General features: G+C 49.6%; 14 protein-coding genes. 9 read left to right on the top strand and 5 right to left on the bottom strand.

All coding sequences use genetic code 11. The features are described 5' to 3' along the window. Window positions 1-1,154 (top strand): efflux RND transporter permease subunit (locus ACOJTG_RS20480; protein WP_420155521.1); only part of this gene is annotated, 1,154 nt, incomplete at its 5' end. Window positions 1,155-1,222: 68 nt separating this feature from the next. Beyond that, a complete protein-coding gene (locus tag ACOJTG_RS20475; RefSeq protein ID WP_420155520.1) occupies window positions 1,223-2,614 on the top strand; it encodes an efflux transporter outer membrane subunit in 1,392 nt (463 codons plus the stop codon). A gap of 485 nt (window positions 2,615-3,099) precedes the next feature. Here ACOJTG_RS20475 and ACOJTG_RS20470 read toward each other — a convergent pair whose 3' ends face one another. From ACOJTG_RS20470 to ACOJTG_RS20460, 3 genes are all read right to left on the bottom strand, one after another. Beyond that, window positions 3,100-3,852, bottom strand: coding sequence for a LytR/AlgR family response regulator transcription factor (locus ACOJTG_RS20470; RefSeq protein ID WP_420155519.1), 753 nt, complete (start codon window positions 3,850-3,852; stop codon window positions 3,100-3,102). After that, window positions 3,849-4,952 carry a sensor histidine kinase gene (locus ACOJTG_RS20465; RefSeq protein ID WP_420155518.1) on the bottom strand — a complete coding sequence of 368 codons (1,104 nt, stop codon included), beginning with the start codon at window positions 4,950-4,952 and terminating at the stop codon, window positions 3,849-3,851. The genes ACOJTG_RS20470 and ACOJTG_RS20465 overlap by 4 nt, the downstream gene beginning before the upstream one ends. Window positions 4,953-5,199: 247 nt before the next feature. After that, window positions 5,200-5,613: a DoxX family protein gene (locus ACOJTG_RS20460; RefSeq protein ID WP_420155517.1), complete on the bottom strand. Its 414-nt coding sequence runs from the start codon at window positions 5,611-5,613 to the stop codon at window positions 5,200-5,202. Window positions 5,614-6,074: 461 nt separating this feature from the next. On the opposite strand from ACOJTG_RS20460, the gene ACOJTG_RS20455 reads away from it, so the two are divergent. The 7 genes from ACOJTG_RS20455 to ACOJTG_RS20425 all read left to right on the top strand — a co-directional run bounded on the left by ACOJTG_RS20455 (window position 6,075) and on the right by ACOJTG_RS20425 (window position 15,047). Continuing rightward, on the top strand, window positions 6,075-9,266 hold the full coding sequence (locus ACOJTG_RS20455; RefSeq protein ID WP_420155516.1) for a SusC/RagA family TonB-linked outer membrane protein: 3,192 nt from the start codon (window positions 6,075-6,077) through the stop codon (window positions 9,264-9,266). Between the two features lie 184 nt (window positions 9,267-9,450). After that, window positions 9,451-10,884 (top strand): SusD/RagB family nutrient-binding outer membrane lipoprotein, encoded by a 1,434-nt coding sequence (locus ACOJTG_RS20450; RefSeq protein WP_420155515.1) that lies wholly within the window; start codon window positions 9,451-9,453, stop codon window positions 10,882-10,884. Between the two features lie 147 nt (window positions 10,885-11,031). Then, the gene (locus ACOJTG_RS20445; protein ID WP_420155514.1) at window positions 11,032-11,670 is read left to right on the top strand and encodes an MgtC/SapB family protein; all 639 of its coding nucleotides are present in this window, start codon (window positions 11,032-11,034) and stop codon (window positions 11,668-11,670) included. Between the two features lie 73 nt (window positions 11,671-11,743). Then, window positions 11,744-12,472 carry a DUF4476 domain-containing protein gene (locus tag ACOJTG_RS20440; protein ID WP_420155513.1) on the top strand — a complete coding sequence of 243 codons (729 nt, stop codon included), beginning with the start codon at window positions 11,744-11,746 and terminating at the stop codon, window positions 12,470-12,472. A 97-nt stretch (window positions 12,473-12,569) separates the two neighbouring features. Then, on the top strand, window positions 12,570-13,400 hold the full coding sequence (gene purU, locus ACOJTG_RS20435; RefSeq protein ID WP_420155512.1) for a formyltetrahydrofolate deformylase: 831 nt from the start codon (window positions 12,570-12,572) through the stop codon (window positions 13,398-13,400). A gap of 14 nt (window positions 13,401-13,414) precedes the next feature. Beyond that, window positions 13,415-14,425: a threonine aldolase family protein gene (locus tag ACOJTG_RS20430; protein ID WP_420155511.1), complete on the top strand. Its 1,011-nt coding sequence runs from the start codon at window positions 13,415-13,417 to the stop codon at window positions 14,423-14,425. Between the two features lie 292 nt (window positions 14,426-14,717). Continuing rightward, window positions 14,718-15,047, top strand: coding sequence for a hypothetical protein (locus tag ACOJTG_RS20425; RefSeq protein ID WP_420155510.1), 330 nt, complete (start codon window positions 14,718-14,720; stop codon window positions 15,045-15,047). A gap of 221 nt (window positions 15,048-15,268) precedes the next feature. Here ACOJTG_RS20425 and ACOJTG_RS20420 read toward each other — a convergent pair whose 3' ends face one another. Beyond that, a complete protein-coding gene (locus ACOJTG_RS20420; protein ID WP_420155509.1) occupies window positions 15,269-16,072 on the bottom strand; it encodes a tryptophan-rich sensory protein in 804 nt (267 codons plus the stop codon). A gap of 86 nt (window positions 16,073-16,158) precedes the next feature. Further along, on the bottom strand, window positions 16,159-16,545 hold a 387-nt coding region (locus tag ACOJTG_RS20415), incomplete at its 5' end, for a hypothetical protein (protein WP_420155508.1).

Raw genomic sequence — 16,545 nt, 5'->3', positions numbered from 1 at the left:
GTTTTGGTACTAGTAACGGTTTTGAGTTACAGTTGCAGGACCGGGCGGGTGGAACCATTGAGAAGCTGTTCCAGGTCGAAAAAGATTTCATGGCCGCTTTGTTGAAACGTCCGGAAATTCAATTCGCCACGACTACCTTTAACCCGACGTTCCCGCAGTATCAGGTCAACGTAAATGTGGCCCGTACAAAAGAAGCCGGATTAACGGTCAACGCCGTACTGAGTGCCTTGCAAGGGTATTTTGGTGGGGTGTACGCTTCCAACTTTAACCAGTTTGGTAAGCAATATCGGGTGATGATTCAGGCTGATCCTGCCTATCGGGCCAGTCCCCAGAACCTGAACTCCGTATACATCCGTAACACGAGCGGTACGATGGCTCCCATTTCTGAATTCGTGACGATGGAGCGGGTGTATGGACCGGAAACAATTACTCGGTTTAACCTCTTTACGTCGGTATCCATTACGGGTACGCCGAAGCCGGGTTACAGTTCCGGGGATGCGATCAAAGCCATTCAGGAAGTAGCCGCGACTACGTTGCCACAGGGATACGGTTACGAATTTTCGGGGATGACCCGGGAGGAATTAACCAGCGGTGGACAGACCATTTACATCTTTATCCTGTGTCTGGTCTTCGTGTACTTCCTGCTGAGTGCTCAGTACGAAAGTTACATTCTACCGCTAGCGGTACTGCTTTCGCTGCCGATTGGTCTGGCCGGAACATTCATTTTCGCCAACCTCTTCGACATCAATAATAACATCTACCTCCAGATCACGCTCATTATGTTGATTGGTCTGTTGGCGAAGAATGCGATTTTGATTGTGGAGTACGCCGTCGAACGACGACGACACGGCATGAGTATCGTGCAGGCCGCCGTAGATGGTGCCCAGGCACGTTTACGCCCGATTTTGATGACGTCCTTTGCCTTTATTCTGGGTCTGGTACCCCTGGCGGTTTCTACCGGGGCCGGAGCTTTAGGAAACCGTTCCATTGGTACGGGAGCCGTCGGCGGGATGTTGATTGGTACCCTGTTTGGTGTCTTCGTAATTCCGGTTCTGTTTATCATCTTCCAGTCTTTGCAGGAACGCATCAGTGGAACGCCGGATCAACTAAAAACGGAGGAAAAATCACACGCCGACCTCATGGCCGGAAACTAATACAAATGGTATGGAAGGAGGAGTGTTGGATGAACCCTTCCGTACCCTTACCATTGACCAGTAAATTTATGAATCGAAAACTTTTGTGGCAGGCGTTCGCAGTGCTGGTACTGCTGCAAGTGCTTGCCGCCTGTCGAATAACAAAACCCTACGAAGGTCCGAAGGGAAAGACGGAGGGCTTATACCGGGATCAGGCCGAGACGGATACGGCAACACTGGCGGATATGCCCTGGCGGAACATGTTTTCCGATACGACTCTGCAGGCATTGATTCAGGAAGGGCTGAACAATAATCTGGATTTGAAAGCCGCCCTGACGCGAATCGAAGTGGCTGAAGCCAACCTGTATCAGAGCCGGATGGCCTTTTTCCCGAACGTTACGGGTAATGGTACGGGGGTAACGGCTAAAGTACCTCAAGTACCCAGTGCCGCAACGGGTTTTGCCAGACAACAATTTCAGTTGTACGTGAATGCTAGTTGGGAAGCCGATATCTGGGGCCGTCTGCGGAGTACCCGAAAGTCTAATTTGGCTCAGGTGCTGCGGAGCGAAGCCACGCGTCGAGCTATTCAAACCCAGCTCATTTCTGATATTGCCAATAATTACTACTCCCTGTTGGCTCTGGATGCTCAGCTCGCCATTACGCAGAAAAACGTGGAGATCTGGCAGCAGAACGTAGAGACCATGCAGGCCTTGAAGGAAGCTGCCGTAGTAACCGGAGCCGCCGTTGTACAAAGCGAAGCGAGTCAGTATGCAGCCGAAGTAACCATTCCCTCGCTGAAGCAAACCGTTCGGGAAACGGAAAACGCTCTGAGCGTATTGCTGGGCCGTGCACCCGGTGCAATCAAGCGTACCACATTGCAGGAGCAGCAGACCATGGAAAGCTTACAGGTGGGCGTACCGGCTCAGTTACTCAGCAACCGTCCGGATGTGCAGGAAGCAGAGCTATCGTACCGGAGTACTTTTGAATTGACTAACGCGGCCCGAACGTATTTTTATCCAACACTTACCCTGACGGGTAATGGCGGTCTTTCCGCTCTTTCGTTGGGAAATCTGTTTTCGACGGCTTCCATGTTCGGGAACATTGCGGCGGGTATCGCTCAGCCGATCTTCGCTCGGGGTGCTAACGTGGCCCGTCTACGGATTGCCAAAGCCGATCAGGAGCAGGCTCTACTGAACTTTCAGCAGACGCTGCTGACGGCGGGACAGGAAGTTTCGAATGCCTTGTTTGCGTACCAGACGGCGACGGAACGAGCCATGATTCGCGGACGTCAGCTCAATGCTCTGAACCGTTCTGTTGATTACACGAAAGAATTATTGAAGTACAGTTCAGCGAACTATACGGAAGTACTCGTAGCCCAGCAAAGCTTACTTTCCGCCGAGCTAAATAGTGTATCCGACCGCTTGCAGCAGTTGCAGTCAGTCGTAAACCTGTACCGGGCTTTAGGCGGGGGCTGGCAGTAAACAGTAGATTGACTCCAAATGAACAAGGTCCGGTAGTTTTGCCGGACCTTGTTCGTTTTTGGACGAAAAGTACTTTGGTTCGTTCAGGAGCTGAAACCGTGTTTGTGGGGCAGAAATGCTTTACTAGGATGATGAAGATTCGAAGTATATCTGCTCATTTATAGGTAATTAGAAAGAATTGGAATGAGCGAAAGGTTTTACAGGCCTTCAGGGGCACTTGGCCCACCCGGTAGGCATAGCCTACCAACTTTTACGTCCGTAGGGGATGCTACGGACAACGCGTCCTGCCTACTTTACTGGATTTCTATAAATAAACTCGAAATGAAAGTGGTAGTTAGAAACTGCCAGATGGTGGGACACGTTTGGAAACTTGTACCAGTAGCCCCTCTTCAACCGAATACTCCAACCCCGAAGGGGTTCAACGTGCATAGCTCCTTATGCGATACTGGGAAAACTGAAAACGGCAAACTGAAAACCAACGCAACTCACCTCCCCAGCCACACCTTAAAGTCCGTAATCCGATCACCGCTCACGAATACTTCGGCTCTTGGTTCTGGGTCCAGGTCTACTTTCAGTTTTCCAGCGGAGTACGTATGAATCGTTTCAATAGCCGGGAAGGCCACCAGAAACTGCCGATTCACCCGGAAAAAGCGTTTCGGATCCGTTACCTGATTCAGCTTGTCCAGACTGTATTCCACGGGTAATTTCTGACCATCCTGCGTAACCAGAAAAGTGCTTTTATCCTCCGAAAAAAAGTACGCGATATCAGCCGTTTCAACACTCCGGATTTTCGTACCGATGGAAATCATGAAGCGACTTTTGTACTCCGTTTCCTGCGGTTTTTGAATCAGATGAAGAATATTCTTCAGATCCGGCAGGGGCTGACGCAAGGACTTGAATTTATCCAGAGCCGCCGTTAATTCTTCGTAATCAATCGGTTTTAGCAAATAGTCGACGCTGTTTACCTTGAACGCCCGAATCGTGTATTCGTCGTAAGCCGTGGTGAAAATCACCGGAACCGTCAGCGAAATCTGATCGAAAATGGCAAAGGCCAGCCCGTCTTCCAGGTGAATATCCATGAAAGCCAGATCGGGAGCGGGGTGTTCCTGAAACCATTCGACGGCCTCGGATACGGAAGGCAGTTTCGTCAGTACCTGAATCGAAGCGTCGTATTTACGCAGTAGATTTTCCAGCCGTTCGGCCGTCAGGTATTCGTCTTCAATGATGACTACGTTCATACCAGCAAAGGAATTTTAACAACAAAGGCGTCTTGTTCCGGACCGTACCACACCGGACGTTCGGTGAGCAGGCTGTACCGGGCCGTAATATTTTTCAAACCTACCCCCGTAGATACTTCGGGTTGCAAGCGGGGTTTTAGCCCGTTCTCGACGATTAGAGTTTCGTCTTCCGTATAAATATGTACCGTCAGCGGCTCCTTACTCGACATTCGGGTATGCTTCACGGCGTTTTCGACCAGTAATTGCAGCGTGAGCGGAGCAATTTTATACCGCTGTTGCGAGGTTTCGGGTACGTCAATCTGTACCTCGAATTTTTCCCGAAACCGAATGCCTAGCAGAAAGGCGTACGACTGGATAAACTCAATTTCCGTTTTCAGCGATACCAGGTCATTGTCTTTCTGTTCGAGAATATACCGATATGATTTGGAAAGCTGAGCGATGAATTTTTCGGAAAGATTCGCATCTACGTGTACAACTGAGGAAAGAATGCTCAGACTATTGAACAGAAAATGCGGATTGACCTGGTTCTTTAAAGCCGCAAACTGAGCCTGTACATTCTCTTTTTCGAGTCGTTCCGAGCGAATCTGAATTTCCTGCACGCGTTGCGTGGCCCGAATGGCCGCCATCAGGTAGAAAGCCGCGAGCATAATCATAATGGAAAAGCCATTATTGGCCCGGCTCACATAGCCCCACACTTCCTGCGACCGTTTAGGGGGCTGCATATGCTGCGGAGGAAATAGCCAAAACCGAAAATCCATATAAAGACCAATACATTTGTGCAGGGTCCAGTTGAAGACGACGGCCAGTACAAGTGAAGCCAGTAGGGCAACTAACTGAGCAGGGAATCGGAATTCCAGCAGGTAGTTTTCACCGAAATACTGAAAGATTTTCTGCTGAATCCCGTCCGCCACCCGCAGCCAGATCACAAAAAGTCCAAAGGAGATCAGGCACAGCGGGATGGCAAAATTTGACAATCGCAGCAGTCCTTCCCAGCTACGGATTGGATCGGGTACGATGGCATACAGCACGGTCATCGAATAGATGAACGCGAGCGTTAGGGATAACTGCCACCGTTGCCGGGAAGTCAAACTATTGGCCATACAGGTTAGGGTACAAAAGGGGCTTGGTTTGTACCAAGTCGGATACAAAAGTCAGTTTCCAAACGGATATTTGAAAATCAATGCGGATGAATGCCGAATCGGGGCCGACGAATCGCGGAAATGCCCGACGAAAGCCAGGGAGGGACAGAAAAAAATCCCTGACGGATGAAGTCAGGGACAGAGGAGCGGAAAGCGGCTGGCTATAACGGAATTCTCGTCGAAACTGAAAATTCCGTTAGCTATCAACTTAAATCTTTTTATTCAGCACCTTATCCAGGCTATAGTCACCGGGGCCCAGAATCAGAATGGTTACGTAAGCGACCAGATAATGCGTAGCCAATTCGGCTTCTCCGAAAATCTCCCCGCCGTGGGCCATAAAGACCGCTATGAGCATCGTAATGATCAGTGGAATAGTAGCAACCCGGGTAAACAAGCCCAAAACTAATAGGATAGAGCAGAAAAATTCGGCGAAAATAGCCAGGGCCATGGTAGTAGGGCTACCGAGGCCGAACAGACTCATGAATTCGTTCTTCTTTTCAGCGTAGTTGCTCAGCTTTTGATACCCGTGCGGCAGCATCAGTAAACCGGTGAATACCCGTAAAACGAGCGTGGCCCGGTTAATGGAAGAGAGGGTATACGAGATAGAGAATAATTTTCGCATGTCAGATCAGTTTGATTGAATGAAAGAGGGGTTCGGCTAGTTAACCAATCGGTTAGGTATTTGTTCGGATCGTCCAGACAAGTCCTAGTCCTAAAATCATAAAGCTAATATACAGCCTGATCTGCTAAATGAGTTAAAAAATAGTACTCAGCTCCAAGAGATAAATAATCGGCCCCTGATTATCAATATGGTAATAGTTCGAATGTTGATTTGTGTCATAATTGATTTGTAATTTTTTAAGAAAGGCTTGTTTTCTTGATTTTAGTCTTTTTACTTTGTCTATAGAAATGGTAGTTTATTGCTTTGGTCATGAAAATACATCTACACCCCCTCTTTTCATCTGGTCTTTGTCACGGTTCCTAGCAGCTTAGGCCATCGCTAGTTCAGGCGTTTGGCGGGTCTTCTAAAAGTCCGGCGGGGTAGCATTTCCCTAACTCCTTTATTTTAATTATATCAACTTTATGCAACTACTTTTAAAAGTTCTGTTGCCGGTACTGCTATGGGTACAGGTGCAGGCCGCTCTGGCTCAGCAGGTGACGGGTGTGGTTCGTTCCACGGCCGATCAGCAACCGCTGGCGGGCGTTACGGTGCAGATCAAAGGCACCACTCGAGGAACCGTAACGAATGCGGAAGGTACCTATACTGTCACGGCTCAGCCCGGTGAAACGCTTCGGTTTTCATTTATTGGCTATAAAGCCGAAGAATTGGCAGTACCCGAAAATGGCGTATTGAATGTTAATCTCAATAATGAAGAATCGGCGTTACAGGAAGTCGTAGTAACGGCCTTGGGGATTGCCAAAGAGAAAAAATCGCTGGGTTATTCCGTACAGGAATTGAAAAGTACGGAAATCTCGCAGGCTCGCGAAACGAACCTGGTCAATGCCTTATCCGGTAAGATTGCCGGGGTAAATATTACGAATAGCCAGGGAAATATGGGATCTTCCCGGATCGTCATTCGTGGAGAAACCTCCATTGCGGGTAATAACCAGCCGTTGTTTGTCGTCGATGGGATTCCCGTCGATAACTCGCAGTTTGGCAGCACGGGCACCAACCGGGATTATCCCAACGCCATTGCTGATATTAACCCCGATAACATCGAAACCATTAGCGTACTGAAAGGCCCCAACGCGGCGGCTCTGTACGGTTCGCGGGCGGCCAACGGCGTCATCCTGATCAAAACGAAGGGTGGCAAAGGAAACAAGGGATTGGGCGTAACGCTCAATGCGGCTCATACTTTCGAAAACCTGCTGGTACTGCCTGATTACCAAAACGTATATGGACAAGGGACAGGCGGACTGTTCTCGTATAAAGACGGAAAAGGCGGTGGTCTGAACGATGGTACCGACGAAAGCTGGGGCCCGAAAATGGATGGTCGGCTGTTACCGCAATTCTTCTCTAAGGGCGAGGCCGTACCTTTCGTACCACACCCCGACAACGTGAAGAATTTCTTCAAAACGGGTCATACGAATAATATCGGCGTTTCGATTGCGGGTTCGGATGCAAAATTTGATTACCGTTTCTCGTTCAACAATACCCGTCAGACGGGCGTAGTTCCGAATACGGATATTACGAAAAACAACTTTTCGGTAAATGGTACGTACCACCTCAACGACCGACTGACGATCAATACGAGTGCCAACTTCATTCGTTCGGAGTCGGATAACCTCTCGGCTCTGGGTGGCCGTGGGTCGAGTGTGATGCTGCAATTCCTGTGGTTTGGCCGTCAGGTCGATACCGGTTTACTGCGGGATTACCGGGCCAATGGCGAGAATGATTTCAACTGGAACCACAGTTACTACAGCAACCCTTATCTGCTGCTGTACGAAAACACGAACGCTCAGCGGCGGGATCGGTTCTTCGGGAATGTGAATCTGAACTACAAAATCAACGACTGGCTGTCGGCGATGGTCCGCACGGGTAATGACTTTTATACCGACCGACGCAAGTCGAAAATTTCGTACGGAACGAATGGTACGCCCTTCGGTTCGTACGCAGAAGATGCCTACGTAGTCAACGAAAACAATACGGATTTTGCCCTGAATTTCAACCGCAAACTCAGCGATGATTTCGATCTGGAAGGGCTCGTCGGTGGAAACATTCGCAGCAACTTCTACGAACAAAACTATCAGCAGGCTCCGCGTCTGGCCGTTGCCGGACTGTATACGCTCAATAACTCCCGCGATCCACTAGTATCGAGCAATGTATTCAGACGTCGGCGGGTGTACAGTGCTTACGCGTCGGCTCAATTGGGTTTCCGGAATTATGCGTTCCTGAACCTGACGGCCCGTAACGACTGGTCCTCGACCCTGCCTCCCGGTAGTAATTCGTACTTCTATCCTTCGGTGAACGCCAGTGTAGTGCTGACTGACGCCTTCAACATCCGGACTAATTGGCTCTCGTTTGCTAAAATCCGCGGTGGCTGGGCTGAAGTAGGAAACGATACGGACCCGTACCAGTTGACGAATACGTATCCGTTCAACCAGCCCTTTGGTAGTAATCCTTTGCTGACGGTTTCGGATGTATTGCTGAATCGGAACCTGAAGCCGGAAATTACTCAGTCGAGTGAAATTGGCTTGGAGCTGGCTTTGTTCAAGAGTCGCGTTCGGGCGGATTTCAGCTATTACAATTCCGACAGTTACAACCAGATTCTGCGGGCCGACGTGAGTCCGACAACGGGGTACAAGCAGAAACTGCTTAACGCCGGACACATCAACAACCACGGTTTTGAGGCTCAGTTGAGTGGTACGCCGGTTCAGACTTCGGGTGGTTTCAAATGGAACGTGATCGTGAACTTCTCGCGAAACATCAGCAAGGTTGTTTCACTGGACGATCAGGGTTTACTGAATCAGTATATTCTCGGCAACAATGGTACCACGCAGGTACTGGCGGGAGTAGGTCAACGGTACGGAGCCTTGTACGGATCGGCTTTCCAACGCGATGCCAGTGGTAATGTAGTGGTAGGAGCAAATGGCTTCCCGCTGAAAAATGCGAACCTGCAAACGCTGGGCTATTACACGCCGAAGTGGATTGGCGGGATTACCAACGCCTTCAGCTACAAAGGCTGGAACCTGAGCGTCCTGATCGATACCAAACAAGGGGGACAGATTTACTCGGCGACTAATGCCACCGGACGCTACACGGGGGTACTGGAATCGACGCTGCCGGGCCGCGACGCGGAAAACGGCGGACTGTCGTACTACTACGCCGGAAATAACACGTCATCCACGCCCGTACAGGTCGCTGGACCCGACGCGAAAGCTCCCAATGGCGAGCGGATCTATTCCGACGGAATCATTTTCAACGGCGTAACGGCCGATGGTCAGGCGAATAAAACCATCGTCCCCGCCGAACGGTACTACAAAAACATTTACAGCAATAGTGCCGGGGTAAATGAAGCCAGCGTATTCGATGCGTCGTTTATCAAACTGCGGGAAGTTCGTCTGAGCTATGCACTGCCCCAAAATCTGGTGAAGCGGTTGTCGTTACAGGGCGTGAACATTTCGCTCATTGGCCGGAACCTGGCCTTCCTCCAGAAAAAGGCTCCGAACATCGATCCCGAAACGGCCTTCAATACGGGTAACGGCCAGGGCCTCGAATCCCTGCAACTACCCACCACCCGGAGTTACGGCGTGAATTTAAACATCAGCTTCTAATCAAATAGTTGTCGATTTGCTGTTTTCAGTTTTCAGTGAAAGGTCTCTCAACCTATGGCCTCCGAATTGTTCATAACCCAGCGTACTGGACGTTTTATGAATAGTGATTCAAGAAGCTACTGAAAACTAAAAATTGAAAACTGTAAACTGAAAACAGCAAACTGACCACTCAACTCATACTCTTATGAAACGTATTTCCCAATTATTGCTTCCGCTGACGCTGGCTTTGGGGCTTTCGGCCTGCCAGAGTGAGCTGGAAGACATTAACAAGAACCCCAACGAAGCTACGCAGGGCCAACCTGACTACGTATTAACGAACGCTCTGAAATCCAGTGCCGATCTGGTGATGGGTTCGGATGCGTCGATGGAAACGACCGTACTATTTGTGCAGTACTGGGCGAAAATTCAGTATACCGACGTCGATAAATACACGACGAGTCCGACCAACGTGCAGAACATTTGGACGAACACCTATACGCAGGGGCTGAACGATTACGCAGAAGTAATTCGGCTCGGCGAACAGGCTAAAAATCCAAATTATCAGGCTGTAGGACTGATCATGCGTTCCTGGTCTTTTCAGGTACTGACGGATTTGTACGGAGACATTCCTTACTCACAAGCTTTGAATATCGACCAGTATCTAACGCCAAAATACGACGCTCAGAAAGACGTGTATGCAGGTTTGCTGAATGATTTGCAGAAAGCTGTTACGCTGATTGACGACAGTGGAGCCAGTCCTATTTCGGGCGATGTAGTCTACAAAGGCAACATGAAACTCTGGCGGAAATTCGCTCAGTCGCTTCGGTTACGCATTGCTCTGCGAATTGCGGATCGCGATGCTGCTACGGCGAAAACGGTTATTTCCAGCTTAAGCAAAACGGACCTGATCGCCAGCAATGATGAAACGGCTCAGTTTACGTACCTCACGTCGCCCAACCAGAACCCCGTCAACCGGGATCGCGAAACCCGTGATGATTATCGCGTGAGCAAAACCATCGTAGATAAGCTCGTCCAATTGAATGATCCCCGATTGAGCGTATACGTCAATAAAACCGCCGACTACACCCCGCAGGGCTACATTGGCGTAACCAATGGCTTACCCGCGGATTCAGCAGCTCGTCTGGGCTTTACGAAAACATCGAAACTGGGCGATTACTTCACGGCGGCTTCGGCTCCGGCGGTGTTCGTGAACTACGCCGAAGTACTGTTCAACCTGGCCGAAGCGGCTCAGCGGGGCTTGACGTCGGATGATGCCGCTACGCTCTACAAACAGGCCGTCACCGCTTCCCTGCAACAGTACCGGGTGACTGCCGACGAGATCAGTAAATACCTGGCTCAGCCTTCGGTAGCCTATGACGCAGCCAACTACAAAAAATCGATTGGCGAACAGAAATGGCTGGCCTTATTCGGCGAAAGTCAGGAATCCTTTGCCGAGTGGCGGCGACTGGATTATCCGCAGTTGAAGCCCGCGTATGCCGGAGTACTGAACGGCCGGATGCCCGTACGCCTCACGTATCCCACGGGCGAACAGGCTCTCAACAACGCCAACTACAAAGCAGCCGTCGCCAATCAGGGAGCTGATTTACTGACGACGAAGTTGTGGTTTGATGTAAACTAAAAGAAGAAGTTTTTAGTGAATTGGTTCGTATGCATTCACTAGTTTAACTCCTTAAATAATCTATTTTTAAGCCCCGTTCTTACGCTCATCTGTAGGAACGGGGTTTTTCGTACGTAGTGCATATGTTCAATCAACCGTAGTAAAGTCATGGAATCGTTGGCTGATCATCCCATTATTCAGATGATTCTTTCACTCGTGATCGGCGTGATTATTGGGCTGGAACGGGAGTATCAGGGCAAGCCCGCCGGGGTACGTACGTTTACGCTCATTTGTCTGGGATCAACGATTTTTACAATCTTATCGCATCGTTTGGGTCATCCTAATTCCATGGATCGCGTGGCTTCCAACATCGTAACCGGGATTGGCTTTTTGGGAGCGGGGGTCATCTTCAAAGAACAGGATCGCGTAGCGGGCTTAACCACGGCAGCCGCCATCTGGGCGACGTCTTCACTGGGTATGGCAATCGGGCAGGGCGATGCAGTACTCGCCTTCGTAGGGGCTTTTCTGCTACTGGCCGTACTGTTTATGTTTCAGTACGTAGAACGCTGGATCTCCGTCCATTTTCATACGCGGCATTACCGACTCGTGTACGAAGATTCTTCCCGAGCTTACGCGAAATTGCCGATGCTGTTCAGTCAATTTAATCTCAGGGCCAGCCGAAAGAAGCAGACCATCCATCAAAACAGCTTGCTTAGTCACTGGACCGTGCACGGATCGCTCAAAAACCACGAACAACTGGTACAAGAACTGATGAAAAATCCGGAGCTGAAGGAACTTGATTTTTAGGCTATTTTAACGTTAGGGATTTGGGCAAATACACAAGTTTTCGTTCGTTTGAGTTCTTGAAGACGTTATAGCCATGAAACCTTTTGTACTCCTTCTTACGCTACTTCTAAGTCCATCGATCAAAGCGTTGGCTGACGTAGAATTTTTCCTCGAAACCGCCGTGGGTACCTCCCTGACGGTGGTTGTCAACGACCAGTCCATGACCAATGCCACGGGGCGTTTCCGCTTCTTTGACTTGAATCCGGGACGGGCTCAGGTACTGGTCTACCGGGGCCGGATGCTGTTGACCCGGCAATGGGTGCTCCTGTCACCCGAAACGCGTACGATGGCGATGTTACACCCCCAGTATGGCTTTCGCATTCGGGGGACACAACGGGTAAGAGGTAATCTGTTCGACGAATTACCGGGAAGGGATCAAGCGATTCCTTCGTGGGACGACCAACGGGATGATACACAGCCTTTTCCGGGAGATGAACAGAATATCCCGCCCCGCGATTCGTACGGTTCGAACCATGACGTCATGAGTGCGGGAGAGATGGACGAATACCTTAAGGCTCTGGAGCGTACGTCATTGCTCAAGAGAATGGATTTTATTCGGCAGACCTTGCCCCGACAACGCTTCAAAACGACTCAGTTGGTGGAGATCATGCAGAAATTTGCGTTTACCAAAGAGAAAATGGAGATTGCCAAGCTGGGTTGGGAGGCTGTAGCCGACCGGTACAATTTTGACCTCATTTACGAGCAGTTTTCCTTTCTCTCCGAAAAGAATGAATTGCGGGCGTACTGCGACAGTCACCGCTAACGGTGATTCCCCGTAACTAAGCCGCCGCTGGCTTGGAAGGCCCGCCGAGAATGACGTTTTTTGTAAAACGTTATTCACCCCCTAACAGTTACTGTCCTTGTATATTCTTCGTATTGATTGTCCTGACGAGAAAGGACTCGTTCATAAAGTTTCCGGTGTATTGTATCACCACGAGCTGAATTTGATTCGTAATGATGAATTTGTGGACCGTACCCACGGGCATTTTTACATGCGTACGGAATTCTCGGGAGAGTGTCAGGAGGAGAAAATACTGAATGCCTTACGCGGAATTTTGCCCGATGCCGTCACGATTTCGCTGACGACCCAGCGGCCGAAAAACGTCGTTGTATTGGCCACCAAAGAACACCACTGTCTGAGTGATCTGCTGATCCGAAATGCGTACCGTGACCTCAATCTTAACATTCTGGCTGTCGTAGCCAATCACGACGTACTGCGACCACTGGTGGAGAAATTCAATCTGCCCTTCCATCTGGTTTCGCACGAGGGGCTGGAGCGGGAAGCCCACGAAGCGGCGATACTGGCGGCGGTGGAATCCTACGACGCCGATTATCTGGTACTGGCCAAGTACATGCGGATTCTTTCGGCGGAGTTTCAGCAACGGTATTCAAACCGGATCATCAATATTCATCACTCCTTTTTACCCGCTTTCGTGGGAGCCAATCCGTACCGGCAGGCCTTCGAACGTGGGGTGAAAATCATTGGTGCAACGGCCCACTTTGTAAACGAACACCTCGACGAAGGGCCCATCATTACGCAGGAAGTTATTCCGGTGAACCACACGAAAACCTGGCAGGAGCTGGCGGCGGCGGGTCGCGATGTCGAAAAGATTGCCCTGGCCAAAGCCCTGAAGCTGGTGCTGGAAGACCGGGTATTTGTGAAAAATAATAAGACCGTTGTATTTGAGTAATTCCCTTGAAAACCATGATCATTGACTTACGTTCTGATACGGTAACCCGCCCGACGAAAGCTATGCTGGAGGCCATGTTCGCGGCCGAAGTAGGCGATGATGTCTTTCAGGACGATCCGACCGTCAACGCTCTCGAAGCCAAAGCGGCGGCATTGTTTGGTTATGAATCGGCCCTGTACTGCCCCTCGGGTACGATGACCAACCAGATTGCCATCAAAGTACACACCACGCCGGGCGACGAGGTGATCTGTGATGCGTTGTCACACATTTACCTCTACGAAGGCGGCGGCATGATGAGCAATTCACTGGTATCGGCCACCTTACTGACGGGCGATTACGGTCGCATTAATGCAGAACAGGTACGCGACAGCATCAAAGCCGATGACATCCACGCCCCGATTTCGCGACTGGTATCGCTCGAAAATACGGTGAACAAAGGGGGAGGATGCTACTATGACTTAGCCGAAATTCAGCAGATTAAAGCCGTTTGCGAAGCCCACGGATTAAGTCTGCACCTGGATGGAGCCCGCTTGTTCAATGCCCTCGTAGAAACCGGCGAACGTCCGGACCAGTACGGACAGGTATTTGATTCGATTTCGATTTGTCTGTCGAAAGGGCTGGGAGCACCCGTAGGTTCGCTGCTGCTGGGTACGAAAGATTTCATCAAAAAAGCCCGCCGCGTACGCAAACGCTTCGGTGGTGGCTGGCGGCAGGCGGGGTATCTGGCCGCTGCCGGGATTTATGCTCTGGATCACCACGTGGATCGCTTGAAAGAAGATCACCAGCGGGCCAAGACCATCGAAAGCATCGTACGCCGAGTTCCGGAAGTGATTGACGTCTTGCCGGTGTATACCAACATCGTGATTTTCCAATTGGCGGAAGGCTTACTGGCCACCGATTACGTTCAAAAACTGAATGAAAAAGGAATCCGCTGTGCTCCATTTGGCAAAGACAAAGTACGGATGGTGACGCACCTGGATTTCAACGACGATCATCTGACGGAGCTGGAGAAACGGCTGGTTTAAGTTCGTGGTTTGTTTCTGGTTATTAGATAGTACATCCCGGAGGCGACAAACCTTCGGGATGTTTTTGTATAGGGCTACTCGTTCCGGAATCGTTTAAATTTCTACAAATAAAAAGGGAACGTGAGTAATAAAAATGAAGCGTTTTATAGATTAGTTATTTTGTGAATACTTCGCTTACTTGTCAGTAGGATATAACTCAGATCGTTTGCCTATGGCTTCTAAAAAATGTTATCTGTAACGATTTGTAGTGCATACAATCGATATACTTTTAATAATCTTTAAACCTCATACCATGAAAGCTAAAGCACTTTTTTTTATTTTTCTGCTAGGAACGTTCATCGGTTGTAAAAAAGATGAAGCACAACCGACGGGTAGTGCCAAAATTACGTATACGTCTAACCAGTCCATTTCGGGGTATTCTCTCTTTACTGAACAGACGTATGATCGGGCTCCCGCTTTACGAAGCGAGACGCTGGCCCAAATTTCATCACCTCCCTACGTATATCAATTAATAGTAGATGACCTAAATACGGGAACGTACATCATTGCCTTTACCAATGGAAATGCAAGATTTACTTTTCAGATTACCGGTGGTAAGCAAAGAGAGTATTCCTTTCGCTAGTGTATCTGATAGATAGTGTAGTGCTAGCTCATTCAGAAAAACCTAGTGAATTCTTTCGTAGGCACTTTGCTACAGTGGCTTCGTTTGGGCAGAGGAGTCAAAGCTTTGACGATACGTTTAAAGCTATCAAGCTGCATTCGTTTCCGGAAAAATAAAAGCTTTTTAAAAAGATACGCCCCCCGTTTTACGTAAAAACAGGGGGCGTATGCAGGTACAAGGCTTTACTCGGCAGGGCTTGTATCCGCTAATTCCTGCGATGGTTTCACTTCCTGAAGTTGCGTTACGAAAGCTCCGGCTACCGTTAAAGCCAGCGTTCCCGCACAGAGGGCTACGTCGTCACGTTCGCCGTATTGCTTGCTGGCGATGCCCGCGAAAGCGGCAATGAAGGGAAGCAGGTAGTACGGATCATTCAGCTTCTTCGCCATACCGATACCCAGCGTAGCTGTAGCGGACAACGCTCCGCAGGTCACTTTGCCTTTCAACGGTTCCGGACTTTTGATGCCCGACTGCAACAGCAGATTTCCGGCACTAATTACTGAAGCCACCGTCAGCCAGCCTGCGTACAGACTAATGGATTTCTGAAAAGTGCGTTCCGGTTGCGGCACTTCCGTCTGTCCAATTTCCAGGGCCTTATGCAGCATTAGAGCATTGGGTAGTAAAGCAATGGTCGTCAGAGCTGAGGCCCGCCGACTGGCTTTATCTTCCCGGGAAAAGGAATAAGTGAAAACGTTGTTTAAGGCATAACTACTCAGCAACCAGGGGACGACTTTCTGATAGCGGGGATTGTCGAGCTGATCGGGTAGGGCCTGGTGAATGGCCAGAGCGGTAGTTCCCGTATAAATGGTCGGCCACATGATGCCAAACGTTTCGTTGGAAGGCGTTAATAGGTTTTCGTCAATTTCCTTTCGCTGTTTACTGAAGATACTGCGGCGTTGCGTACGGGAGCGGGTATAAAAATAGGTGCCGACAATACTGCCGACGACGGCAATGGCAGTGCCAATCCGTTGTAATGAACTGGTTTTCATACGCTGGTGATAAGGGGTTACACACAGCAGTAGGTCGCAAAAACTCAGTGCCAGATTGGTGAAGCGAGGCACCTGTATGTCGGGGTTCAGTAGATTTCCACTTTAAGTTTTAAACGCCGTCCATAATGAGCGTTGGAATCCACCGGAACGCAGAGGATAGTCAATTCCCGACCGTAGTAATCTATTCTGCCGGAGGTATACTTAACCGTTCCCTTGGGTAATAGTACGCCATTAATTAAACCACCGATCGAAGTAGAATCGTCCCTGCCATAATTAACATTACAGTACAATTTCACGGGTTGCTTCAGTTCACCCGTAATGCTAACGATGGCTACAACCGGATCAAAGCCATTTTGAATCGTAATCGCGTCCGGAAAATGATCGGCTCCAAAGGTATACTCCCAGGTATGTTGGTTGAACAGATTCGCCAGCCATCCCAGTACTAAAAACAAGAACAGAAAAGTGCTGCCTAA

Origin of the sequence: Siphonobacter sp., from assembly GCF_048595215.1 — a bacterium.
Lineage (GTDB): Bacteria > Bacteroidota > Bacteroidia > Cytophagales > Spirosomataceae > Siphonobacter.
The sequence above is the reverse complement of the archived record's forward strand: the minus strand, read 5'-3'. Positions and strand labels throughout refer to the sequence as shown.

Excerpts from the sequence above, each read along its gene's own strand:
- ACOJTG_RS20475 (WP_420155520.1), top strand. The coding sequence starts at position 1,223 with ATGAATCGAAAACTTTTGTGGCAGGCGTTCGCAGTGCTGGTACTGCTG.
- ACOJTG_RS20470 (WP_420155519.1), bottom strand. The coding sequence starts at position 3,852 with ATGAACGTAGTCATCATTGAAGACGAATACCTGACGGCCGAACGGCTG.
- ACOJTG_RS20465 (WP_420155518.1), bottom strand. The coding sequence starts at position 4,952 with ATGGCCAATAGTTTGACTTCCCGGCAACGGTGGCAGTTATCCCTAACG.
- ACOJTG_RS20460 (WP_420155517.1), bottom strand. The coding sequence starts at position 5,613 with ATGCGAAAATTATTCTCTATCTCGTATACCCTCTCTTCCATTAACCGG.
- ACOJTG_RS20455 (WP_420155516.1), top strand. The coding sequence starts at position 6,075 with ATGCAACTACTTTTAAAAGTTCTGTTGCCGGTACTGCTATGGGTACAG.
- ACOJTG_RS20450 (WP_420155515.1), top strand. The coding sequence starts at position 9,451 with ATGAAACGTATTTCCCAATTATTGCTTCCGCTGACGCTGGCTTTGGGG.
- ACOJTG_RS20445 (WP_420155514.1), top strand. The coding sequence starts at position 11,032 with ATGGAATCGTTGGCTGATCATCCCATTATTCAGATGATTCTTTCACTC.
- ACOJTG_RS20440 (WP_420155513.1), top strand. The coding sequence starts at position 11,744 with ATGAAACCTTTTGTACTCCTTCTTACGCTACTTCTAAGTCCATCGATC.
- ACOJTG_RS20430 (WP_420155511.1), top strand. The coding sequence starts at position 13,415 with ATGATCATTGACTTACGTTCTGATACGGTAACCCGCCCGACGAAAGCT.
- ACOJTG_RS20425 (WP_420155510.1), top strand. The coding sequence starts at position 14,718 with ATGAAAGCTAAAGCACTTTTTTTTATTTTTCTGCTAGGAACGTTCATC.
- ACOJTG_RS20420 (WP_420155509.1), bottom strand. The coding sequence starts at position 16,072 with ATGAAAACCAGTTCATTACAACGGATTGGCACTGCCATTGCCGTCGTC.